The sequence below is a fragment of the Natrinema sp. CBA1119 genome (assembly GCF_002572525.1).
In the GTDB taxonomy this organism is placed as follows: domain Archaea; phylum Halobacteriota; class Halobacteria; order Halobacteriales; family Natrialbaceae; genus Natrinema.
Map to the genome: position 1 here is coordinate 3647218 of NZ_PDBS01000001.1, position 20396 is coordinate 3667613.

Consider the following 20396-nt stretch of genomic DNA (forward strand, 5'->3'; position numbering starts at 1 on the left):
CCGGTTTCCGGTTCAGTCTCCGACGACATCCTCAGTTCTCGACGTCGTCATCGTACACCCGCGTGTTGAGGACGTTACTCATGAGGACCATCGCGGCCCGGCCCACCGAGGACGTGCCATCCTCGGTACTGTTGCCGTCACTATCCGTTGTCTCGGTACTATTTCCGTCGCTCTCAGTTTCGTTGGAGCCGTCGGATTCCTCGGTATCGCCCTCTGCATCGGTCGACCCATCGTCATCACTGCCGGTCTCGGTGTCGCCGCCCTCGCTGTCGTCGACGGCCGCGTTATACTGCTTACACCACTCGGTCTTGACGCCCCAGCCGTAGGCCTGCCCGTCGAACGGGTTCGTGACCTCCGCGTAGAGCATGTTGACCTCGGCATCGTTTTTCACGAGGTTCTCGTTGTAGACGGTCGTGATGACTTCGATCTCCGTCGTCGACTCCGATTCGGTCGAGGCACTCGAGTCGTACTGGAGAACCAGATCCGATCCGTCCCACCGGAGCGATTCAACGGGGATGTCGTTTCGCTCGACGAGCGTGTAGAACTCGCCGGGCGTCCCCTTCCGGGGCTCGCTGGGCTCTTCGGGTTCGATCTCGTTCGCGTTCGAATCGGACGTGTCGAGCAGCGATCCGACACAGCCGGCGGTCGCAGCCATGCCAGTGGCCACGGCCGTGCCGAGAAACCGTCGTCGAGAGGAGGAAGCGGCGGGTACGTCCGAAGAGTCGTCAGTCATGTCCTTCGCTCAGTGTGGGACCCGCAAAAAGACCCGGACGATATCGAACGTTGAGTTCGGCCGAGAACGAACCCGTTCCGCCCGACTCAAGCAGGGAGCGCACGGAACACGACTCGAGCGAGGAATATGCAGAAACTCCGCGAAACAGGGCCGCGGCTTCGTTCAGTAGCCGCGTTCGATCAGGTAATGGGCAATTTCACAGAGGAGTTCACGGGCCTCGTTGTCCGGCAGGACCTCGAGTCGCTCCTTCCCTTGCTCGACTAGCTCCTGGGCGGTCTCGTTCGCATAGGTAATCGAACCGGCCGCCTCGAGTTCGGCGACCGCCTCGTCGATCTCAGCCTCCGTGACCGCGTCGACGTCGTCGGTGTCGACCAGTCCGTCGATGTCGACGCCCTGCTCGCGAGCGTGAACGGTGATCAGCGTCTGTTTGTTCTCGACGAGGTCGCTCCCCCGCTGTTTGCCGAGTTCCTCGCTGGGGACCGTCAGATCGAGCACGTCGTCTTGAATCTGGAACGCACGGCCGATGTCGAGTCCGTAGCCGTAGAGTTCGTCGATCGTTTCGTCGTCGGCTCCGAGCAAGATTGCCGGAAGACAGGCCGAGGCCGCGTACAGGACGGCCGTCTTCTGTTCGACCATCTCCAGGTACTCGTCGGGAGTGACGTCGGCGCGCTGCTCGAAGGTGACGTCCAGCGACTGGCCCTCACAGATGTCCGTGCAGGTGGTGGCGAGGACGGAGAGCGCATCGACGATGCGGTCGGACTCCGCTCCCGTCTCGAGCATGATCTCGAAGGCCTTCGAGTAGAGCGTGTCGCCCGCGAGAATGGCCGTCTCGAGGTCGTACTCCTTGTGGACGGCGGGGACGCCGCGGCGGAGGTCGTCGTCGTCCATGATGTCGTCGTGGATCAGGGTGAACGACTGGATGACCTCGACGCTGACCGCGGCGGCCATCACGTCGACCGGGCCGCTCTCGTCGAGCGGCGCGAACGACCGATACGCCGCCGAGAGCGGATCGGTGTCGGTCAGCGCCTCGGCCGTCGTCAGGAGGACGGTCGGGCGGAGCCGCTTGCCGCCCGCGTCCAACAGGTATCTGGATGCCTCGTAGAGCCGTTCGGGCCGCTGGATCGGGAGCTCCTCGGGAATCGCGTCGTTAACCAGCTCGCGGCGCTGCCGGACCGCCTCGAGCACCGCCTCTTCGCGTGCCTCGGGACTCGTCATATCAGTCGACTAATTGGATGAGGTTCCCGTTGCGCGTGACGTGGAGGTCTCGTCCCATCTTGTATCCCTCGCTCTCACAGAGATCAACGTAGCTCGAGTAGCCTTTCATGTCTTGGTGGGCGGGAATGATGTTCTGGGGTTGTAGTGCGTCGAGCATCGCGTAGTGACCCTCTTGATTGAGGTGGCCCGAAACGTGGATGTCGTCGTAGACCCGTGCGCCCTGCATGCCGAGCAGTTTCTCGGCCTGGTAGCGCTGACCCTCGTTGGTCGGTTCCGGAATCACGCGGGCGGAGAAGACGACCTTGTCGCCGTCTTCCAGTTCGTACGGCGTCTCGCCGCGGGCCATCCGAGTGAGCATCGCGCGAGGCTCGCCCTGGTGGCCGGTGACGATCGGCAGGTAGTCGCCCTTGCCCTCGTTCATGATCCGCTTGAACGTGCGGTCGACGGACTTGCGGTGGCCGAACATTCCCAGATCGGAGGGGAAGTCGATGAAGTCCAGCCGTTCCGCGGTGCCCGAGTACTTCTCCATCGACCGACCCAGCAACACGGGCTGGCGGCCGATGTCGTCGGCGAACTCCACCAGCGACTTCACGCGAGCGATGTGGCTCGAGAAAGTAGTGGCGACGATGCCGCCGTCGTAGTCCTCCATGCTGTAGAGCACGTCCCGGAGGTGTTCTCGGGCGACGCTCTCGGAGGGGGTTCTCCCCTTCTTGTTCGCGTTGGTACAGTCCTCGATGTAACAGAGGACGCCCTCGCCCTCGCGGCCGATCTCGCGGAAGCGCTCCATGTCGATCGGATCGCCGATGACCGGCGTGTGATCCATTCGCTTGTCCAGCCCGTAGACGATCGCGCCTTCGGGCGTGTGGAGAACGGGGTTGATCGCGTCGATGATCGAGTGCGTGACGTTGACGAACTCGAGGTCGACCTTGCCGGAATCGCCGATCGACATCGTCTCGCCGGCCTCCATCTTGACGAGGTCGTTCTCGACGCCGAACTTCTGTTCGCCCTCGATCTGCTGTTTGACCAGCTCGATCGTAAACGGCGACGCGACGACCGGCGCGTTGTACCGGTGGGCCAGCTTCGAGATGGCACCGATGTGGTCGAGGTGGCCGTGCGTCGGGACGATGGCCTTCACGTCGCCCTCGAGGTCGCTCATGACCCGGTCGTCGGGAATAGCGCCCATGTCGATCAGGTCGAGGCTGTGCATCCGTTCGGTTTCGACGTTGTCGTGGATCAGAACCTGCGAGAGGTTCAGACCCATGTCGAAGATAACGACATCGTCGCCTGCGCGGACGGCAGTCATCTGCCGGCCGACTTCTTCGTAGCCGCCGATGGTTGCGATTTCGATTTCCATGGTTCCTCGTACTGAAAGTCACTGCCTGGACTCTCGTCGAAACGGTCCGCGGACTCCCGGTTGTGCGGCCCCGGCGTCTTGCAGCACGTCGGCCATCCCGCTATGCGCTCGGTGCGACGGCGGTTCCGTCTCCGATAGCTCGCGACATCGCAAGCCCCGAACGCACTTGCCCGCGGGTTTCGCTAGTGCCTCCTACACGCCCGGGTGTTAAAAACGCAGTGGGTTGGCTTGCCCGTCGTCGCATCGCCCCTACCGTCCATTGAAGGCACTCCCCGGAGAACGCGCAGACTCTTTCATACGGATTGCTGTGACGGTGTTCCGGTGCAACGACAGGAGGGTCGCAGTCGCGCCGAAACGACTAACGGTAGTCAGTATCAGGCACCGAAATCCATTTCCCCGTCGCCTCGAAACGGATCCCACTAACTATGATTTCGGAGGGACCGTCGTGTACGTAATCATCGTCGGGGCCGGCGAAGTCGGTCGATCGATCGCCGCCAACCTAGAGGACACCCACGACGTTGCCCTGGTCGATCGCGACGGCGACGTTACCGAGGAACTCACGTACTCGCTTGACGTACTCACGATCCGCGGTGACGGCACCGACCTCGAGACGCTACGCGAGGCCGGGCTCGAGCAAGCGGGTCTCGTCATCGCCTGTACCGACAACGACGAGACGAACGCGGTCGTCTGCGGCGCGGCGAAGGCTACGGGCGACGTCTTTACCATCGCGCGAGTGCGTCGCCGGACGTTGCTCGAGACGTGGCAGGGCTCGAAGGGGGCCTTCGGCGTCGATTTCATGGTCTGTACCGACCTCTTGACCGCACAGGCTATCTTCCGGATTTCCGGGTTGCCGAGCGCGCACGACGTCGATACGTTCGCCGGCGGACTCATTCGCATGGCCGAGTTCGACATCCCAGTGGACAGCCCGATCGCAGATCGGACCGTCAGGGAAGCTGACTGTTACGATTCGCTCACGTTCGCCGCGATCTTCCGGGACGACGAGATGGTCGTCACCAGAGGTGACACCGTTATTCAGGCCGGGGATCGGGTCGTCGTAATCGGGAGCCCGACTTCGATCAACGACTTCGCCAACGAAGTCGCTATGACGCCCGAGGAAGCGGAGGAAGTCGTCATCGTCGGTGCCAGCGAGATCGGATTTCAGACCGCCCGGGAGTTCGAGGATCACGGCTTTCGTCCGCGGCTGATCGAACGCGACCACGGACGGGCTCGCGAGGTCGCCGAGTCGCTCCCGAACACGATGGTCATGGAGAGCGACGCTACCAATCAGGAGTTCCTCGCCCGCGAGCACGTCGGCGAGGCCGACGTCGTGATCGCCGCCCTCGACAGCGACGAGAAGAACCTCCTCGTCTCCCTGCTCGCCGACCGCCTCGGCGTCGACCGCACCGTCGCGATCATCGAGAACCCCGAGTACGCCGACCTCTTCGAGACCGTCGGCGTCGACGTCGCGATCAACCCTCGAGAGGAAACCGCGGAGGAAATCATCCGGTTCACCCGGACGGACAACACCGAGAAGGTTGCGATGCTCGAGCACGATCGCGCGGAAGTCATCGAGATCGAAGTCGATTCGGAGAGCGTTCTCGTCGGGCGAGAGATCGTCGATGCGACGAATGACCTTCCTGAGGGCGTCGTCATCGGTGCGATATCGCGGGACGGGGCGCATATCACGCCGCGCGGATCGACAATCGTCCAGTCCGGCGACCACGTGATCATCTTCGTCGCCGCGGACGCGCTCGACGAAGTCATCAAACTGATCTAATCTCCGTTGTAGAATAGAGAACACGTCCGTCTGCTGCTCCGTGGTCCGGTTCTCCTCGAACCGTAGTCGGATCGTCCAGTGGTAACGCGCTATCGAGGCCGTCTGTTTCGAGAGAAACGCGAATCTCCGCTGGATCCCGTTCCGGACTGTTCGAGAATTCCGTGGACCGCCCAGCCGACCCAGAGGAAGACGATCGCCATGAAGACGACCATCTCCAACCTGACGACTGAACTATATCGAACGGCGAGGACGAGAGCCATGATCGCCACCGCGGTGGCGATGACGCCGAACACGTCGTAAAACGAGTGCGGGTGACGGACGCTTGGTAATCGAACGTTCATAGCTGATATACGCGCAGTCCGTATATAGACCCCTCACAACGTGGGACTCGGGTCACGAGAATCGCTGCGACAGACACTGAACCGCCGAAACGACGGTGAAAATGCTCCACCTCGAGAAGCGAGTCGCAACCGCCGCCGTCGAATCGAAGAGCGAACCGAGTCACGATGGATTAATACGATCTACCCCAAATTTCGTTAGATACCGTGTCCAGACGTGAGTATTCGAGTGGGGTGTTCCATGCGGCTCCGTACTGACTGGCGCGCCAGTTTCGCGCTCGTCGGGATCGTCCTCAAATATCTCGCCGTCCCACTGGTGATTCCGCTCATCGTGGCGCTCATCTACAGCGACCCCGTATTCCCGTTCATCGCAACGATCGCCCTCACGATCGCTGTCGGCTACGGCCTCGAGCGACTCAGTCCCGATCCGGACCTGCAGGTCCGCGAGGCGATGCTCTTCGTCGCGATCACGTGGCTCGCAGTGGCGATCATCGGTGCAGTGCCGTACGTGCTCGCAGGCTGGGGTACCGAATCGACGCTCGCCCACCCCGTCAACGCCTTGTTCGAGTCGATGTCCGGGTTTACGACGACAGGGGCGACCGTTCTCGGGGAAATATCGGTCGAGAGCCACTCACACGCAATAATGATGTGGCGTCAGCTGACTCAGTGGCTCGGTGGGATGGGGATCATCGTCCTGATGGTCGCGATCTTGCCGGAGCTCGCGGTCAGCGGTGCACAACTCGTCGAGTCCGAAGCGCCGGGACCGCAGTTACAGAAGCTCACGCCGCGAATCGCCGAGACGGCGCGCATCCTCTGGCTCGTTTACTTCGCGTTCACCCTCGTTTTCATCGCCATTCTCTACGGCCTGCACCTCGCGGGACTAGCTCCGGAGATGGGACTCTACAACGCCATCGCCCACGGATTCACGACGCTCCCGACGGGTGGATTCTCGCCAGAAGCAAACAGCGTCGCGGCGTTCTCCGCGATCGTCCAGTGGACGTTCATTCCGTTCATCGTCATCGCCGGGACCAACTTCGCCCTGTTCTGGCACGTCTTCAGCGGCGAGCGACAGCGCTTCGTCGGTAACTCCGAGTTCCGCGCCTACATCGGAGCGATCGGCGGGCTGACGGTGCTGCTCGCGGGAATTCTCTATACCGGTGCCGCGCCGTCACTGGCGGAACTCGGCGGCGTAACGGAGGGAACGTTCGAGAACTCGCTGCGACAGAGCGCCTTCCAGATCGCGTCGCTGTTGAACTCGACCGGCTACGCGACCAGCGACTTCGCCGAGTGGACCTCGACGGGCAAAATCGTACTCCTGTTCGCGATGCTCGTCGGCGGCTGTGCCGGCTCGACCGGCGGTGGCGTCAAGGTCGTTCGGTGGCTAATCGTGTTCAAGATCTTGCGTCGGGAGCTGTTTACGGCCTCCCACCCCGAGGCCGTTCAACCGATCCGTCTCGGCGGCAACGTCGTCGACGAGGACGCCATCCGCGGCGTCCTCGGGTTCACCTTCATGTACCTCTTCATCTTCGGCATCGCAGCGCTGCTCATCGCGCTCGACGCCAGCCGAATCGGGTACTCGCTGACGCCGCTCGAGGCGTTCAGCGCGAGTCTGGCAACGATCGGGAACATCGGTCCCGGGTTCGGCTCACTGGGCCCCTTCGGGAGCTATCTCGAGTTTCCGATGAGTTCGAAACTCCTGATGATCTTCCTGATGTGGATCGGTCGCCTGGAGATCATCCCCGTGCTCGTCATGTTTACCGGCGGGTTCTGGACCCGCTAAGAGATGCGTCTCGTCGTTCTGTTCTGCTCCGGTGGCCGTCGATCGTTCGTCGACCTCAATCGATCGTCGTTCCCGAATCTGCACCGTCGAGGAACGACTCAAGCGCGTCGAGGCCGAAAATCGATGCCTCGGCCTCGAGAGCCAGTAGCGTTCGGACCTTGCCTGCCATCCCGCCGGTCACGTCGGTCGCGTCGCTGGCCCCGAGCACCGCGGCCACCGCGTCGAAGTCGTCGATCCGATCGATCACTGCGTCGTCTTCGTCCAGAACGCCGGGAACCGTCGAGCAGAGACCGACGCGGTCCGCAGTGAGGTCGCGGGCGAGTACCGCCACGAGTTCGTCGCCGCTGATCACCGTCGCACCCGCGCCGGCGTGGGCGATCACGTCACCGTGGAGGACGGGAACGAACCCCTCCTCGAGCATCGTTTCGATCTGCTCAGTCGCTAGGTCGAGGTGCCCCTCGCGATCGCGATGCGCCGCCGAAAACGGGTGGACCGGGACCGCGTCGACGTCCCGCTCGAGCAATCGAGTCAGAACGAACTGGTTCAACGTTTTCATCGCCCCGTGGATGTCCAGCACTGCGCTCGCGTCGTGGGTCCCGTCGGTCGTACTGACGCCGTGTTCGCTGGCGTTGTAGTGCCCGAAGCTCCCGCCGCCGTGGACGACGATGAGTTCGTCGATCCCCGCCTCGAGCGCCGCAGCGATAGCGTCCGCCGCTCGCTCGAGCGCGCCGCCGTCGAGCGTCTCCGGCCGGTCCTTCTCGGTGATGACGCTGCCGCCGAGTTTCAGGACGATCATTCGAGTCGCGTCACCCCTTCATCGGCGAGTTCGGCGCGGAACGCGTCCTCACACCCCGGCGTAAAGGAGAGGGCCGTCTCGGTTTCCGGCGTCGGGTCCAGCGCGACGATGCAGCCGCCGCCGCCGGCACCGGTCAGCTTCGCGCCGTATGCGCCCGCGTCACGGGCCGCCCAGACCATCGTATCGAGCGAGCGCGAGGAGACCCCCAGCGCGGAGAGCAGACCGTGATTGAAGTCCATCAGCCGACCGATCTCCTCGATGTCGCCGTCGGCGAGCGCGTCCTCGCCGTTCCGGACCACGTCGCCGATCGCTTCGACCGTGTCGGCCGCGAAATCGTACTCCGCGCGGAGGTCTCGAACGCCCGCGACCAACTGGCCGGTGTCCCCCGCGCCACCGTCGAAGCCGATCACGATCGGTAGATCGGGCGCCTCGAGCGTGCGACAGTCCTCGCCCTCGACGCGGACCGCGCCGCCGGTCGCGGAACAGAACGTGTCGGCCCGGGAGGCCTGGCCGTCCTGAACCCGGGACTCCGTCTGATAGGCCCGCTCGGCGAGTTCGGCGGTCTCGAGGGTGACGCCGAGTTCTCGAGTCGCGGCATCGATCGCGGCAACGACGACGGCCGCTGAAGACCCCAGTCCGGCACCGAGGGGAATGTCGCTCTCGATCGTCACGTCGAAGCCGGCGTCGTCCTCGCCAGTGACCTCGCGGACCTGTTCGATCGCCCCGTCGACGTACCCCATCGCCGCGCTAACGAGCGATTCCGAGACATCGATGTCGGGCCCGTCCTCCGTCGTCCCGTCGTACTCGACCGTGAATCCGTCCAGACTGAGATCGTCCGCTCGAACGCGGAGTTTGCCGTCGTCGCGTCGTTGCACGCCGACTCGTGCCCGCCGCTCGATCGCACATGGGACGGCGGGCTCGCCGTAAACGACCGCGTGCTCCCCGAACAGGTACACCTTCCCGGGAGCGCTCGAGAGTGTCATGCCCGGCCGTTTGTCCGAAGACAAGTAATACCTGTCTGTGTCACGCTGTCGTCCGCGGTGAGACGGTCTGCTGTAACGATGTACCGGTGCGACCGCAGGCCAGATCACGGTCGTGCCGAAAATGACTTACAGCAGACCGTATGAGCCGTCGGCCGTTCGATCGGAGTCGGACTTATGCCCCTGCAGTCGAACGTCGATCGTATGTCGCTCGTTCTCCCGAGTGAACTCGTCGTCGAACGGTTCCTGCCGACCGTGCGGGCGATGTTGGCCACCCGGCTCGCCGACCGCGGGATGACACAACAGGAGATCGCCGCCGAACTCGGCGTGACTCAGGCCGCGGTCAGCAAGTACGTCAGCGGTGACGGCGGCGGTGACGATCGGTTTCGCGACGACCCCGAAACCGTTGCCACCGTCGATCGCATCGCGGACGGACTCGTCGGCGGCGAACTGGACAGCTACGACGCGCTCGCCGAACTCCTCGCGTTGATCCGTACGCTCGAGGACCGCGGCCCAATCTGCGAACTTCACGAAGAAGCGATGCCGGAGCTGCGGGGACTCGGCTGCGACCTCTGCGTGCGCGGGCTCGATCCAGATATCCGTGCCGAACGGGACGTTCTCGCGAACGTCCGCACCGCCGCGCGGACGCTTGCCTCGATCCCCGGCATGGCCGACTCCATCCCGAACGTGGGGACGAACGTCGGTATGTGCTTGCCCGAGCCGCACGACGAGACCGATATCGCCGCGGTTCCCGGTCGGATCTACGCGATGGGCGGCCGAATCGAAATTCCAGCCAACCCCGAGTTCGGCGCCTCGAAACACGTCTCGACGGCGATACTCGCCGCCAACGACGCTGATCCATCCGTTCGTGGCGCGATCAACGTTGCCACTGACGACGATTTACTCGAGGCCGCGGCGGCGATGGGGATCGATCCGCTCGAGTTCGATGCCGACTACGAGGACCGCGGGGACCACCTCCGAAATCGGTTCGCGGACCACGGCGAGGTTCCCCGCATCGCATACCATCGAGGCGCGTTCGGGATCGAGCCCGCGACCTACGTCTTCGGTGCGACGGCGACGGACGCCGCCGAACTGATCGAGGCGATGCTAGATGCGGCGTCTTCGTCCTGAGGGCCCTCGAGCCATCCGCGAACGCTCACGGTTCGCGTTGATCGTCACCGTAACGGCATCGATGACGGTCGCGTTTGCCCCGCGTTCGACCCGGATCTGATACGTCGGGTCGGGTTCGTCCGGAAGCGGCGACCCAACGGAGAATTCGGTGTGATATCTGTTCGGATCGAGGCTGTAGGTACCGTCCCATTCAAGCGAATCGTTCCGGCGCTCGTAGACGACGAGAGAGTAGGTCTCGTTCGCAGTCGCGTCGATAGAGTAGTCCACGTCGAAGCGAGCGCCGTTTTGCTGGTCGATAGTATCAACGGAGACGTTGTCAATCACGTCACCGGTCGACGGATCGCTGATCGTCGAGTTGTACTCTCTGCTACTAGTATCGGTACAGCCGGCAATGAGAAGCGCGCTGACGACCATCACGGTCGCGATAACGGCCCGCCAGTCCCGGTCGAAGGGTGCCGAGGACATTATCGCTTCTTTCTACTAGTTGTGTATAAGTCTTATCATACAGTTGACCTCTTTGCGCCGATCCGAACGCCGATGGAGTAGCCGTCGAATTGCCCAGAAGAAGTCTCACCGATCACACGCCGTTTAAGCGCAGTGATAGTCCGTCGCCACGCGCTCGGAGATCGGGCTCGAGCGAAAGTCGGCGAGAAAACGAACAGCGTCGATATCTACAGCGTTAGACCGTACTTTCGAAGTCCTCGAGCGAGTACGACGGCTCGGCACCGCGTCGATCGAGGACCTCGTTGGCGAGGAGCCAGTAGACGACCGAGAGGGCCTTCCGACCCTTGTTGTTCGTCGGGACGACGAGGTCGACGTTACTGACCTGGTTGTTCGAGTCACACATCGCGATGACCGGGATACCGACCGTGATAGCCTCTTTGACGGCCTGGGCGTCACCGATCGGGTCGGTGACGACGAGCACGTCCGGCTCGATATAGCCATCGTACTTCGGGTTCGTCAGCGTGCCCGGGATGAAGCGGCCGGTGCGGGCGCGAGCGCCCACGGCATCGGCGAACTTCTCCGCCGGGAACCGACCGTACTGACGGCTCGAGGTGACCAGGATCTGCTCCGGGTCGTAGTTCGCGAGGAAGTCCGCGGCCGTGCGGATGCGGCCGTCGGTCTTCGAGACGTCGAGCACGTAGAGACCGTCGGTTCGGACACGGTGGATGAACCGACCCATGTCCTCGGTCTTCTGTTGGGTCCCGATGTGGACGCCAGCGCCGAGGTAGTCCTCGACGGGGATCAACAGGTCCGCCTCCTCGTCGGACATGACGTCGTCGTCGAGGGTTGGACCGGCGTCTTCCTCCTCGGCGTCGTCGTCGGCTGGTTCTGCGTCGGCCGCGGGCGCTCCCCCGGCGTCGGCGGGCTGTTCGTCTACTGGCTCGACATCCTCCTCGGCGGCGGGGCCAGCCCCTTCGGCTGGCTCCTCGTCGATTTCCTCCTCGGCGGCGTCGAGCCCTTCCTGGGTTGCGTCGTTTTCTGTCATGTCGCGTCGTCTGCGATTCGAATGAGCTCGTTGAGCTTTGCGGTTCGCTCGCCGCCGACGGTTCCCGTCTTGATGAAGGGAGCGTCGGTCGCAACGGCGAGGTGTGCGATCGTCGCGTCTTCGGTCTCGCCCGACCGGTGGGAGACGACCGAGTCGTAGCCGTTCTCCGTCGCGAGTTCGATCGCGTCGAACGCGTCCGACAGCGTCCCGATCTGGTTCGGCTTGATCAGGATGCTGTTGGCCGCGCCGCGGTCGATTCCCTCGACGAGACGGTCGGTGTTGGTGACGAACAGGTCATCACCGCAGATCAGCGTCTGGTCGCCGACTTCCTCGGTCAGTTCGGCGAAGGCATCGTAATCGTCCTCGTCGAGGGGATCCTCGACGTAGACGAGGTCGTACTCCTCGACGAGTTCGGCGATGTACGCGATCTGCTCGTCCGTATCGCGGCTCCGGTCGCTGTACTCGTACGTTTCCGACTCGGAATCGTACAGTTCAGCGCCGGCGACGTCCAGCCCGAAGCCGACGTTGAAGCCGACCTCGTCTTGGACCATCGAGACCGCCTCGGCGACGATTTCGAAGGCCTCGCCGTCGTCGATCGACGGTGCCCACGCGCCCTCGTCGCCCTTGCCACAGGGAACGCCGCGTTCCTCGAGCAGGTCGGCGACTGCGGCGTGGACGGCCGCGTTCGCGAAGACCGCATCTTCGACGCTCGGCGCGCCGACGGGTGCGGCCAGGAACTCCTGAATGTCGGTCGCGTCGGCAGCGTGTTCGCCGCCACCGACGACGTTACCGAGCGGAATCGGGAAGCTCTCGCCGCGGAACGTGCCACCGAGGTGCTGAAAGAGCGGCGCACCGAGCACGTCGGCACCGGCTTTTGCAGCGGCCATCGAGATCGCGACTGCGCTGTTTGCGCCGATCTCCGAGAAGTCGTCGGTGCCGTCAGCAGCGTGGAGCGCGGCGTCGACGTCGCGCTGGTTACCCGCATAGATCTCGCCGACGAGCCGGGGAACGGCGCGTTCCCGGGCCGCCGCGATCGCCTCACCTGGGGCCCGTTCGACGGCTTCGTACTCGCCCGTGCTGGCCCCGCTGGGCGCTGCGGCGCGGCCGAAACCGCCGCTCTCGGTCACGACATCCGCCTCGACTGTCGGATTCCCTCGCGAGTCGAGGATCCGACGCAGCCGGATGTCGGTGATGAGCGTCATTTCCGGTCGTACCCCCGCTTGACGGTAAAGGGCAACACGCCGGCGTCGTACTCCTCGGCGGCGATGAGGATCGGTTGGGTCTGCTCCGTCTCGATCAACACCGGCGCGCCGTAGGAGACCTGCAGCGCTCGAGCGCCGAGGATGCGTGCCTTCTCGTAGCGGTTGTGCTGTTGTTGTTGCATGGTTACTGGTACGGGGAGACGACGTCGACGAGGTCCTTGTGACTGACGAGCATGCGCCGACAGCAGTAGCGCTCGACGCCGAGTTCGTCCAGAACCTCTTCCGGATCCTCGTCGCCCTCGTTCGCTCGCTCGTCGAACGCTTCCCAGTGTTCGGCGACGACGTTGCCACAGGTGAAACACCGGACCGGTACCATCATGATTGAATCACCTTAGCGGTAGGACTTCTGGTAGCGCGCCCGAGCGCCCGGGCCGCCCCACTTCTTCGGTTCAGACTGGCGAACGTCGTTGACCAGCAACGACCGGTCGAACTCCATGAACGCGTCGCGGAGTTCGGCGTCGTTGGAGTGCTGGACGATCCCGCGTGCGACGGCGGTGCGGACGGCGTCTGCCTGTCCGCTGATACCGCCACCCTCGACGCGAACATCGATGTCCATCTCGCCGCGCAGATCGTCGCCGACGATGCGGAACGGCTCGAGCATCTTGAGTCGGGACGTCTCCGGTTCGACCAGTTCGACGGGTTGCGAATTAATTCGAACGCGACCCTCGCCCTCGCGCACCGTGGCGCGGGCGACGGCCGTCTTTTTCTTGCCACTCGTGTTGGTTACCATGTGACGTTAGCACCTAACTGTTCGGACACTTCGTGTAGGTGAACGAAGCGGATGTTCGACAGCCGATCCAGTGACGTCCCCTCGAGCACTTCCAGCTCGTGATCGTCGTCGTTCTCGTAGGGGTTGCCGACGTAGACGCGGACGCTGTCGAGTGCCTCGCGGCCACGGGTTTTCTTGTACGGCAACATCCCGCGAACGGACCGCTTGAAGATCGTGTCCGGTCGCTTGGGGTAGTAGGGTCCGCGGTCCGAACCCAGCTGTAGCCGCGTACGGTACGTCTCGAAGATGTCTTCCTTGTCGCCGGTGATGACCGCGTCCTCTGCATTGACGATCGCGACGCGATCGCCGTCCAGCGCGCGCTGGGCGACCTCGCTCGCGACTCGTCCAAGGATACAGTCACCGGCATCGACGACAAGATCTGCGTCAAACTCTGCGAGACTCATCGAATCACCCGGACATCCGATCCGTCGGGGTTCTCTTCGAGCACTTGCTCGAGTGATACCGGCTCGCCGACCTGGTCGATCTTCGTCTCTGCGGACGAAGAGAACTTGACGGCGGCGACGGTGACGTTCTTCTGTAGTGCGCCAGATCCCAGCACTTTGCCGGGAACGACGACAGTCTCTTCTTCGCGTGCGTACCGCTCGATGCGGCCCAGATTCACCTCAGCGTGGGTGCGTCGGGGCTTCTCGAGTCGATCCGCAACGTCTCGCCAGACATCGGCGTCCGTTTCGCGGGACGTCGACTTCAGCTCGGCGATGAGATCGTTGAGCCTCGGATTAGTCTTGCTACTCATTGGTTTCCTCCAAATACTGCAACTGCCGGCACGTCGGCGACGCGGGATACTGCGCCGTCGACGGTGGAATCGAGTTTAGAGAAGTGATGCAGGGAGCAGGATTTGAACCTGCGGACTCCTACGAGACAGCGCCCTGAACGCTGCGCCGTTGGCCTAACTTGGCTATCCCTGCTCGCACTTCCGTCTACCCGTCGCCCCTTCAAACCCCTTTCGATTCCAGCAGGAACGCGATCGCCGGTCTCGTCGCTCACGGCGTCGGCGAACGGCGTTCCTTGATCGGGTCGGGGGCGTCGGTTCATATCTATAGCTGTACTGCGTCTTCGAGGTCGGTCGCGCGTTCGGCGAGCGTCTCCGCTGCTCGCGTCACGAGCTCCTCGATGGGGAACGAGCCGTCGGTCTCCACGTGGAAGACGAAGGCGTTCGGCACGTCCTCGACCCGGACCTCCTTGCCCGGGTAGCGATTCGAGAGGTCGTGGTCGAACTCGCTCGTCGACACGAGTTCGCCGTCGTCCTCAATGACGCCGCGGATGATCCGGCTCTCCTCGTCCTCGAACTCGGGAAGATCACCGTCGACCGTCACGCGCTGGAGGTGTCGATACCCGACCGCGACCCCACCCTGATGCTTGGCGTGGTTTCGTCCGCGGTCGATCACGGTATCGGCCTCGGCTTCGAGGCGCTGGCCGTCCTTGAGGTCGATGATCGGAATGTTGTCGTCCGCGGGACGGACGAGGTCGTCGCTCGAGACGAGATCGCCGGAGTAGGCGGTCGCCGGCCCTTCGACGTCGATCGAGAGCGTAACGGTGTCGTCCTCGGTGAACTCGCCGACCGGCGGGGTCGTCAGCGGGACGAGCCCGAGTCGGAGCGCGAGTTGCTCGTCGAACATGACCGACGAGTTCTCGACGAACCGGACGGTGTCGATCGCCATCGTAGGTACGTCGGCGACCATCGCGCGGCGGATGCCGTTCGCGAATGCGGGCGTCACGCCGCGAACGAGGAACCGTGCCTCACGATCCTCGCGTTCGACGAACTCGACGTCGTACTCCTCTGTCATGGTCTAGTAGCCGCCCTTGCCTTTCGGTGCGCGCGATCCGTCGTGGGGGATCGGCGTGACGTCCTCGATTCGCCCGATCTCGATGCCCGAACGGGCGAGCGCGCGGATCGTCGCCTGCGCGCCGGGACCGGGGGATTTCTGGAGGTTGCCGCCGGGGCCGCGCACGCGAACGTGAAGGCCCGTGATACCGGCTGCTTTGACCTCTTCGGCGACGGACTCGGCCATCTGCATGGCCGCGTACGGCGACGCCTCGTCGCGGTTTTGCTTGACCGCCGTCCCGCCGGAGGACTTGGCGATCGTCTCCGCGCCCGTGAGGTCGGTCACGGTCATGACGGTGTTGTTGAACGATGCGTGTACGTGGGCGACTCCCCATTTATCGTCGTTCTGGCTCATTGGTTACCCTCCGCGCGTTCGGGGTGGAGTTCGTCCGCGAGCGGACTGTTCTCGTCGAAGGCCACCAGATCCTCCTCGTCGGTGTCGACGACGTAGGACGGAACGAGGTGGCGCTGTCCGTCGACCACGACGTGGCCGTGGACGATGAACTGGCGGGCCTGCTGGGGCGTGTTCGCCAGACCCGTCCGGTAGACGACCGTCTGGAGTCGGCGCTCGAGGATGTCCTCGATCTCGAGCGACAGGATGTCGCCGAGTTCGTCCGTCTCGTTGAGGATGCCGACGCGTTTGAGTCGGTTGAGGAATTCCTCGGAGCGTCGGATGACGGTTTCGTCGTCCTGGGCCTGGCCGAGCAGTTCTCGAGCCTCGCGCCGGTAGGAGCGAAGTTCGGACTGCGCTCGCCAGAGCTCTTCTTTGTTCGAGAGCCCGTAGCGGTCGACGAGGGAGTGTTCGGAGGCAATGCGCTCACCCTGGTAGGGGTGGTTCGGCGTCTCGTATTGCTTGGTGTCAGTGCCGAGTGGCATTATTCACCCTCGTCCTCTTCTTCTTCTTCGGCGGCTGCGGCCTCTTCGGCCTGTTCTTCGCGGATCTCTTCGACGTTGACTCCGATGGTGCCCTCCGTTCGGCCGGTGGACTTGGTTCGCTGACCGCGAACCTTCTGGCCTCGCTTGTGGCGAGAGCCCTTGTAGGAGTCGATCATCTTCATCCGGTTGATGTCGTGCTGTCGGGTCAACTGGAGATCGTTCCCGATCTCGTGGGTCGTTTCGCCGCTGTAGAAGTCTCCCTGACGGTTGTTGAGCCAGTCGGGGACCTGTTCGGCGTAGTTCTCCACGGCCTCGATGACGCCGTCGATGACGTCGTCGTCGAGTCGACCGAACGTCGCGGTTCGGTCGACGCCCGCTTCCTCGGCGATGAGTCGGGCGGTCCGGCGACCGATCCCGTTCATCTCCGAGAGCGAGCGCTCGACGGACTTCGTCCCATCGAGGTCCGTTTGTCCGATGCGGACGAAGTATCGGAGGTCTTCGTCGTCTTCTTGTTCTTGAGGTTCTTCCGCGCTCATGTATCGTGTATCTGTCTCTGGTCTGCCTGCGATGCAAATCGACTGGCGGGAAAACGCCAGCGAAGTGTCCGACGTTGTGGCGGGGATTTGAACCCCGGAGGCTTGACGCCACATGGTTAGCAACCATGCGCCTTGGGCCGCTTGGCTACCACAACACCGTTTCCGTCTATCATCGCCCTCTCGGACTCGGGGATCACTCCCCTACACGTATTGCACCCGAACCTACCCCCGTCGACTACTTAAGGGCAACGAAAGGTAGCCGCTCCTCGTTCAAATCGATTCCACTGTTGATCACACTCGAGTCCGACTATCTTTCTACGAGGAGAGAATCCCGTCGTTTACGACGAGAGTGAATCTGACAACCCTGACGCCAACTACCGTCGATAGCAGTCCGGATATTCACCGTTAATACACACCATTAAGTCGATTCATCCACATAGGCTATGTATGGCGATTGAGGTCACTCGCACCTACGTTGGTTCCATTCAGAACCAGCGTCAGGTTTGCGACGGCCTTGATTCGCTCGGAGACTCCGCCTCGAAAATCTGGAATGTCGCACGATGGACAGCCGACCGTATCTGGGACGCAACTGGCAAAATTCCAGATGAGGGGGCGCTGAAATCGTATATGAAGAACCGCACGTGCTGGAAAGACTTGAATGCCCAATCCAGTCAGAAAGTCATCGAAGAACTTTCTGACGCTTTTCAGTCGTGGTTCGACCTGCGGCACAAAGACCCGAAGGCGAATCCGCCCGGCTACCGCAAACACGGCGACACCCGGCCCCGAAGCACTGTGACGTTCAAAGCAGACGGCTTCAAGCACGACCCCGAAAACAACCGCGTCCGACTCAGTAAAGGGTCGAACCTCAAAGAATCGTGGTCAGATTTCATCCTCTGCGAGTACCAGACTCGCCCGGACGTTGACCTCTCAGAAGTCAACCGGGCGCAGAACGTTCGCGCCGTCTGGAACGGCAATGAGTGGGAACTACACTTCGTCTGTAAAGTCAAACTCGAAACTACCGACTCCGCAGGCGACGAATTGGCGGGTATCGACCTCGGCATCAAGAACATTGCAACGATCGCCTTCCCCGCCGAATACGTCCTGTTCCCCGGGAACTCGCTCAAACAGGACAAGCACTACTTCACCCGATCAGAGTACGATACTGAGGGAGAGAACGGCCCCTCAGAGAAGTCGATGTGGGCACGTCAAAAACTCGCAGACCGTGAAACCCACTTCTACCACGTCCTCACGGACACCATCATCACCGAGTGTGTTGAACGCGGTGTTGGAACGCTCGCGGTGAGTTGGCCTGAAGACGTACGTGAGTCAGACTGGGGCAAAACTGGCAATAAGAAGTTGCACTCGTGGGCGTTCAACCGCATCTACCAGTACCTCGAATACAAAGGCGAGATCTGTGGCGTTGAGGTGCTGAAAGAGAACGAGTGGGACACTAGTAAGACCTGCTCACGATGTGGTGACGACACGAAGTCGAACCGTGTCGAACGTGGCCTGTACGTCTGCTCGTCGTGCGAGTTGGTCGGGAACGCGGATTGTAACGGGGCGGAAAATATGCGCCAGAAGATAACTCCGAGTCCTCACGGCGAGGATAGGAGTAACGGCTGTGTGGTGGTTCGAGAGACCGGAGGTCTCTCGTCATCACGAAAGGCGCAAAGCGCCTTTCGAACGACACAGCCATCGACATACCTGTTCGACCGCGAGAGCGGGACGTTTCACACGAGAGAACAGGTCGTGTCGTAGACCGGCAAATATCCCAACTGCGGTACGGGAAGCCCTGCCGTTTACGGCGGGGAGGATGTCACTCGGCTCGAGTCGGTTCCCGAACGCACGTGACAAAACGAAGACGGGGGGTTAACTCAGGCTCCGGCGTACTCTTCGATGTACTTCTCGTTGATCTCCCACTGCCCCTCCTCGTTCTGGATCATGTACTCGCCGTAGTAGGGAACCCGGTTCGCGACGGTATTGCGGAATGCCTCGCGGATCTCCGACTTGGTCATCTCGCCCATCGACTTGAGGTCGTCGTTGCGGTTGAGACAGCCCTTCAGATAGCCCTCGTGGGTGACCCGAACCCGATGGCAGTTCGCACAGAACGTCGGGTTCTCGACGGGGTCGACGATCTCGACCATGCCACCGCCGCTCCCGTCGTCGCCGCCGATCCAGTAGCGCTTTCGATCGTGCATCTCCCGGTGTTCGATTTCGTCGGCCTGCTCGGCCAACCAGTCGTGAACCCGCTGGATGTCGATGTTCCACTCCGGCTTCCCCGTCAGCTCCGGCATGTACTCGATCAACTGGAGCTGTAGCCCGTCGTTTTCCGCGACGTGATCGACCATCTCCGGCACGTACCCCGCGGTGTGCTCGAAGACGACCATGTTGAGTTTGACCGGGTCCAGGCCCGCCTCGAGCGCGGCCTCGACGCCCTCGAGGACCTTCTCGTAGGCCCCGCTTTTCGTCACCGCGGCGAAATCCTCGGGATCGAGCGCGTCCTGGGAGACGTTGACCCGCTCGAGTCCAGCGTCGACGAGCGCCTCCGCGCGGCCGGGGAGGAACGTCCCATTCGTCGTCAGCGAGACCTCCATCTGGTCGGGTGTGCGCTCGATAATTTCCTCCAGGTCCTGTCGCAGCATCGGCTCCCCACCGGTGAACTTGACCGCGTCGACGTCGAACTCGGCGGCGACCTCGAGGAATCGGACGACGTCGTCGGTCGACATTTCGTCGTCCTGCGGATCCATCGGTCCGCGAGTGTCCCCGAGCCCCTCATTGTGACAGTAGACGCAGTCGAAGTTACACCGATCGGTGAGAGAGACGCGAACCCCGGAGACCTCTCGCCCGAACTCGTCGGTGAGCATGCCACTGGGTTGCAGCCGGATCCGCTTAAACACGCCGGGGATTTCAGCGGCTCGTAACCAATTTCGGTTTCTAGGTACTGTCAACGAGGTTGTGAGACGCCGTTCGACTCGAGAGTTCGCGGAGACTCGTCAGGACCGCGAAATCGGGTGGGCGGTATCCCCCAGAGCAGGGTCACTCCCACCTTCCGACGGAAGACATACCTCTCCGCCGCTCGAACGAGACGCTATGGACGAGGACATGCTCGCGGACCAGCGCCGGCTCGTGGAACTCGTCGAGGAGGAGGGATGGGACGTGACCGACCTCGAGATCTCGGCCTACGACAGCCCGTGGGCCGACGAGGACGACCCCGAAGCGACCGTGACGATCACGGCGCGGAAGCCGTACGAGAGCGAGGACGACGATGACGAGGATAGCGGAAGTCCGTATCGTCTGAAGTAGAGCTCGGTCCTCACTTCGGTGGAAATGACGGCCTCACCGTGGTGTAAACGGAATCGATACCCGAGGAGATACGTGTGTCACAAACTACATGTAGTTGCACCTGAAACGAGGACGAGATGGCCGCAATCGGAATCGGTGCTCCTGTATACGTCGCGACTCAGGCACTGTTCTCAGCCTACGTGTATCGCGAGGCCGAGAGTCACAATCGTCGGTC

24 protein-coding genes and 2 tRNA genes are annotated in these 20396 nt (G+C 62.7%); 5 read left to right on the plus strand and 21 right to left on the minus strand.

What is annotated here, in order from left to right:
• Positions 1–31 precede the first annotated feature (31 nt).
• The 3 genes from CP556_RS17935 to CP556_RS17945 all read right to left on the minus strand — a co-directional run bounded on the left by CP556_RS17935 (position 32) and on the right by CP556_RS17945 (position 3302).
• Complete coding sequence (locus tag CP556_RS17935) at positions 32–733, minus strand: twin-arginine translocation signal domain-containing protein (RefSeq protein ID WP_141551709.1); 702 nt, start codon at positions 731–733, stop codon at positions 32–34.
• A 162-nt stretch (positions 734–895) separates the two neighbouring features.
• Complete coding sequence (gene idsA3, locus CP556_RS17940; protein WP_098726855.1) at positions 896–1948, minus strand: geranylfarnesyl diphosphate synthase; 1053 nt, start codon at positions 1946–1948, stop codon at positions 896–898.
• A 1-nt stretch (position 1949) separates the two neighbouring features.
• Positions 1950–3302 (minus strand): ribonuclease J, encoded by a 1353-nt coding sequence (locus CP556_RS17945; protein ID WP_098726856.1) that lies wholly within the window; start codon positions 3300–3302, stop codon positions 1950–1952.
• Between the two features lie 445 nt (positions 3303–3747).
• Between CP556_RS17945 and trkA the strand changes: the two genes are divergently transcribed.
• Complete coding sequence (gene trkA, locus CP556_RS17950; RefSeq protein WP_098726857.1) at positions 3748–5079, plus strand: Trk system potassium transporter TrkA; 1332 nt, start codon at positions 3748–3750, stop codon at positions 5077–5079.
• Between the two features lie 89 nt (positions 5080–5168).
• Here trkA and CP556_RS17955 read toward each other — a convergent pair whose 3' ends face one another.
• Complete coding sequence (locus CP556_RS17955; protein WP_098726858.1) at positions 5169–5420, minus strand: hypothetical protein; 252 nt, start codon at positions 5418–5420, stop codon at positions 5169–5171.
• 238 nt (positions 5421–5658) lie between these two features.
• Between CP556_RS17955 and CP556_RS17960 the strand changes: the two genes are divergently transcribed.
• Complete coding sequence (locus CP556_RS17960; protein ID WP_098726859.1) at positions 5659–7197, plus strand: TrkH family potassium uptake protein; 1539 nt, start codon at positions 5659–5661, stop codon at positions 7195–7197.
• Between the two features lie 55 nt (positions 7198–7252).
• Here the strand turns inward: CP556_RS17960 and CP556_RS17965 are convergent, their stop codons facing one another.
• Both CP556_RS17965 and mvk read right to left on the minus strand, forming a co-directional pair.
• Positions 7253–7993, minus strand: a complete 741-nt coding sequence (locus tag CP556_RS17965) for an isopentenyl phosphate kinase (protein WP_098726860.1) — start codon at positions 7991–7993, stop codon at positions 7253–7255.
• Positions 7990–8976, minus strand: coding sequence for a mevalonate kinase (gene mvk, locus CP556_RS17970; protein ID WP_098726861.1), 987 nt, complete (start codon positions 8974–8976; stop codon positions 7990–7992). The genes CP556_RS17965 and mvk overlap by 4 nt, the downstream gene beginning before the upstream one ends.
• Positions 8977–9177: 201 nt before the next feature.
• Between mvk and CP556_RS17975 the strand changes: the two genes are divergently transcribed.
• On the plus strand, positions 9178–10104 hold the full coding sequence (locus tag CP556_RS17975) for a thiamine-phosphate synthase family protein (protein ID WP_098727469.1): 927 nt from the start codon (positions 9178–9180) through the stop codon (positions 10102–10104).
• Here CP556_RS17975 and CP556_RS17980 read toward each other — a convergent pair.
• The 14 genes from CP556_RS17980 to CP556_RS18045 all read right to left on the minus strand — a co-directional run bounded on the left by CP556_RS17980 (position 10081) and on the right by CP556_RS18045 (position 17034).
• Entirely contained in the window at positions 10081–10569 is a 489-nt protein-coding gene (locus CP556_RS17980; protein WP_098726862.1) for a hypothetical protein, read from the minus strand. The genes CP556_RS17975 and CP556_RS17980 overlap by 24 nt on opposite strands.
• A gap of 214 nt (positions 10570–10783) precedes the next feature.
• Entirely contained in the window at positions 10784–11593 is an 810-nt protein-coding gene (gene rpsB, locus CP556_RS17985) for a 30S ribosomal protein S2 (protein WP_098726863.1), read from the minus strand.
• The gene (gene eno, locus CP556_RS17990) at positions 11590–12795 is read right to left on the minus strand and encodes a phosphopyruvate hydratase (protein ID WP_098726864.1); all 1206 of its coding nucleotides are present in this window, start codon (positions 12793–12795) and stop codon (positions 11590–11592) included. Before eno ends, rpsB begins: the two co-directional genes overlap by 4 nt.
• Positions 12792–12977 (minus strand): DNA-directed RNA polymerase subunit K, encoded by a 186-nt coding sequence (locus CP556_RS17995; protein WP_006184680.1) that lies wholly within the window; start codon positions 12975–12977, stop codon positions 12792–12794. The genes eno and CP556_RS17995 overlap by 4 nt, the downstream gene beginning before the upstream one ends.
• Positions 12978–12979: 2 nt before the next feature.
• Positions 12980–13174 carry a DNA-directed RNA polymerase subunit N gene (locus CP556_RS18000; RefSeq protein ID WP_098726865.1) on the minus strand — a complete coding sequence of 65 codons (195 nt, stop codon included), beginning with the start codon at positions 13172–13174 and terminating at the stop codon, positions 12980–12982.
• A gap of 12 nt (positions 13175–13186) precedes the next feature.
• On the minus strand, positions 13187–13585 hold the full coding sequence (locus tag CP556_RS18005) for a 30S ribosomal protein S9 (protein ID WP_098726866.1): 399 nt from the start codon (positions 13583–13585) through the stop codon (positions 13187–13189).
• Entirely contained in the window at positions 13579–14028 is a 450-nt protein-coding gene (locus tag CP556_RS18010) for a 50S ribosomal protein L13 (RefSeq protein ID WP_098726867.1), read from the minus strand. The genes CP556_RS18005 and CP556_RS18010 overlap by 7 nt, the downstream gene beginning before the upstream one ends.
• Complete coding sequence (locus CP556_RS18015; RefSeq protein WP_098726868.1) at positions 14025–14378, minus strand: 50S ribosomal protein L18e; 354 nt, start codon at positions 14376–14378, stop codon at positions 14025–14027. The genes CP556_RS18010 and CP556_RS18015 overlap by 4 nt, the downstream gene beginning before the upstream one ends.
• Positions 14379–14465: 87 nt before the next feature.
• Positions 14466–14550 (minus strand) — tRNA-Leu (locus CP556_RS18020).
• Between the two features lie 129 nt (positions 14551–14679).
• Positions 14680–15429, minus strand: a complete 750-nt coding sequence (locus CP556_RS18025) for a DNA-directed RNA polymerase subunit D (RefSeq protein ID WP_098726869.1) — start codon at positions 15427–15429, stop codon at positions 14680–14682.
• Positions 15430–15432: 3 nt separating this feature from the next.
• Complete coding sequence (locus tag CP556_RS18030) at positions 15433–15822, minus strand: 30S ribosomal protein S11 (RefSeq protein ID WP_098726870.1); 390 nt, start codon at positions 15820–15822, stop codon at positions 15433–15435.
• On the minus strand, positions 15819–16343 hold the full coding sequence (locus tag CP556_RS18035; RefSeq protein WP_098726871.1) for a 30S ribosomal protein S4: 525 nt from the start codon (positions 16341–16343) through the stop codon (positions 15819–15821). Before CP556_RS18035 ends, CP556_RS18030 begins: the two co-directional genes overlap by 4 nt.
• Positions 16343–16879: a 30S ribosomal protein S13 gene (locus CP556_RS18040; protein ID WP_098726872.1), complete on the minus strand. Its 537-nt coding sequence runs from the start codon at positions 16877–16879 to the stop codon at positions 16343–16345. The genes CP556_RS18035 and CP556_RS18040 overlap by 1 nt, the downstream gene beginning before the upstream one ends.
• A gap of 72 nt (positions 16880–16951) precedes the next feature.
• A tRNA-Ser gene (locus CP556_RS18045) sits at positions 16952–17034 on the minus strand.
• Positions 17035–17326: 292 nt separating this feature from the next.
• On the opposite strand from CP556_RS18045, the gene CP556_RS18050 reads away from it, so the two are divergent.
• Entirely contained in the window at positions 17327–18637 is a 1311-nt protein-coding gene (locus CP556_RS18050; protein ID WP_098726873.1) for an RNA-guided endonuclease InsQ/TnpB family protein, read from the plus strand.
• Positions 18638–18753: 116 nt separating this feature from the next.
• On the opposite strand, the gene moaA is transcribed toward CP556_RS18050, so the two are convergent.
• Positions 18754–19743 (minus strand): GTP 3',8-cyclase MoaA, encoded by a 990-nt coding sequence (gene moaA, locus CP556_RS18055; RefSeq protein ID WP_098726874.1) that lies wholly within the window; start codon positions 19741–19743, stop codon positions 18754–18756.
• 226 nt (positions 19744–19969) lie between these two features.
• Here moaA and CP556_RS18060 point away from each other — a divergent pair, with 226 nt between their 5' ends.
• The gene (locus CP556_RS18060; protein ID WP_098726875.1) at positions 19970–20182 is read left to right on the plus strand and encodes a hypothetical protein; all 213 of its coding nucleotides are present in this window, start codon (positions 19970–19972) and stop codon (positions 20180–20182) included.
• Positions 20183–20396 lie beyond the last annotated feature (214 nt).

Excerpts from the sequence above, each read along its gene's own strand:
- CP556_RS17935 (WP_141551709.1), bottom strand. The coding sequence starts at position 733 with ATGACTGACGACTCTTCGGACGTACCCGCCGCTTCCTCCTCTCGACGA.
- idsA3 (WP_098726855.1), bottom strand. The coding sequence starts at position 1,948 with ATGACGAGTCCCGAGGCACGCGAAGAGGCGGTGCTCGAGGCGGTCCGG.
- CP556_RS17945 (WP_098726856.1), bottom strand. The coding sequence starts at position 3,302 with ATGGAAATCGAAATCGCAACCATCGGCGGCTACGAAGAAGTCGGCCGG.
- CP556_RS17955 (WP_098726858.1), bottom strand. The coding sequence starts at position 5,420 with ATGAACGTTCGATTACCAAGCGTCCGTCACCCGCACTCGTTTTACGAC.
- CP556_RS17960 (WP_098726859.1), top strand. The coding sequence starts at position 5,659 with ATGCGGCTCCGTACTGACTGGCGCGCCAGTTTCGCGCTCGTCGGGATC.
- CP556_RS17965 (WP_098726860.1), bottom strand. The coding sequence starts at position 7,993 with ATGATCGTCCTGAAACTCGGCGGCAGCGTCATCACCGAGAAGGACCGG.
- mvk (WP_098726861.1), bottom strand. The coding sequence starts at position 8,976 with ATGACACTCTCGAGCGCTCCCGGGAAGGTGTACCTGTTCGGGGAGCAC.
- CP556_RS17975 (WP_098727469.1), top strand. The coding sequence starts at position 9,178 with ATGTCGCTCGTTCTCCCGAGTGAACTCGTCGTCGAACGGTTCCTGCCG.
- CP556_RS17980 (WP_098726862.1), bottom strand. The coding sequence starts at position 10,569 with ATGTCCTCGGCACCCTTCGACCGGGACTGGCGGGCCGTTATCGCGACC.
- rpsB (WP_098726863.1), bottom strand. The coding sequence starts at position 11,593 with ATGACAGAAAACGACGCAACCCAGGAAGGGCTCGACGCCGCCGAGGAG.
- eno (WP_098726864.1), bottom strand. The coding sequence starts at position 12,795 with ATGACGCTCATCACCGACATCCGGCTGCGTCGGATCCTCGACTCGCGA.
- CP556_RS17995 (WP_006184680.1), bottom strand. The coding sequence starts at position 12,977 with ATGCAACAACAACAGCACAACCGCTACGAGAAGGCACGCATCCTCGGC.
- CP556_RS18000 (WP_098726865.1), bottom strand. The coding sequence starts at position 13,174 with ATGATGGTACCGGTCCGGTGTTTCACCTGTGGCAACGTCGTCGCCGAA.
- CP556_RS18005 (WP_098726866.1), bottom strand. The coding sequence starts at position 13,585 with ATGGTAACCAACACGAGTGGCAAGAAAAAGACGGCCGTCGCCCGCGCC.
- CP556_RS18010 (WP_098726867.1), bottom strand. The coding sequence starts at position 14,028 with ATGAGTCTCGCAGAGTTTGACGCAGATCTTGTCGTCGATGCCGGTGAC.
- CP556_RS18015 (WP_098726868.1), bottom strand. The coding sequence starts at position 14,378 with ATGAGTAGCAAGACTAATCCGAGGCTCAACGATCTCATCGCCGAGCTG.
- CP556_RS18025 (WP_098726869.1), bottom strand. The coding sequence starts at position 15,429 with ATGACAGAGGAGTACGACGTCGAGTTCGTCGAACGCGAGGATCGTGAG.
- CP556_RS18030 (WP_098726870.1), bottom strand. The coding sequence starts at position 15,822 with ATGAGCCAGAACGACGATAAATGGGGAGTCGCCCACGTACACGCATCG.
- CP556_RS18035 (WP_098726871.1), bottom strand. The coding sequence starts at position 16,343 with ATGCCACTCGGCACTGACACCAAGCAATACGAGACGCCGAACCACCCC.
- CP556_RS18040 (WP_098726872.1), bottom strand. The coding sequence starts at position 16,879 with ATGAGCGCGGAAGAACCTCAAGAACAAGAAGACGACGAAGACCTCCGA.
- CP556_RS18050 (WP_098726873.1), top strand. The coding sequence starts at position 17,327 with ATGGCGATTGAGGTCACTCGCACCTACGTTGGTTCCATTCAGAACCAG.
- moaA (WP_098726874.1), bottom strand. The coding sequence starts at position 19,743 with ATGCTCACCGACGAGTTCGGGCGAGAGGTCTCCGGGGTTCGCGTCTCT.
- CP556_RS18060 (WP_098726875.1), top strand. The coding sequence starts at position 19,970 with ATGGACGAGGACATGCTCGCGGACCAGCGCCGGCTCGTGGAACTCGTC.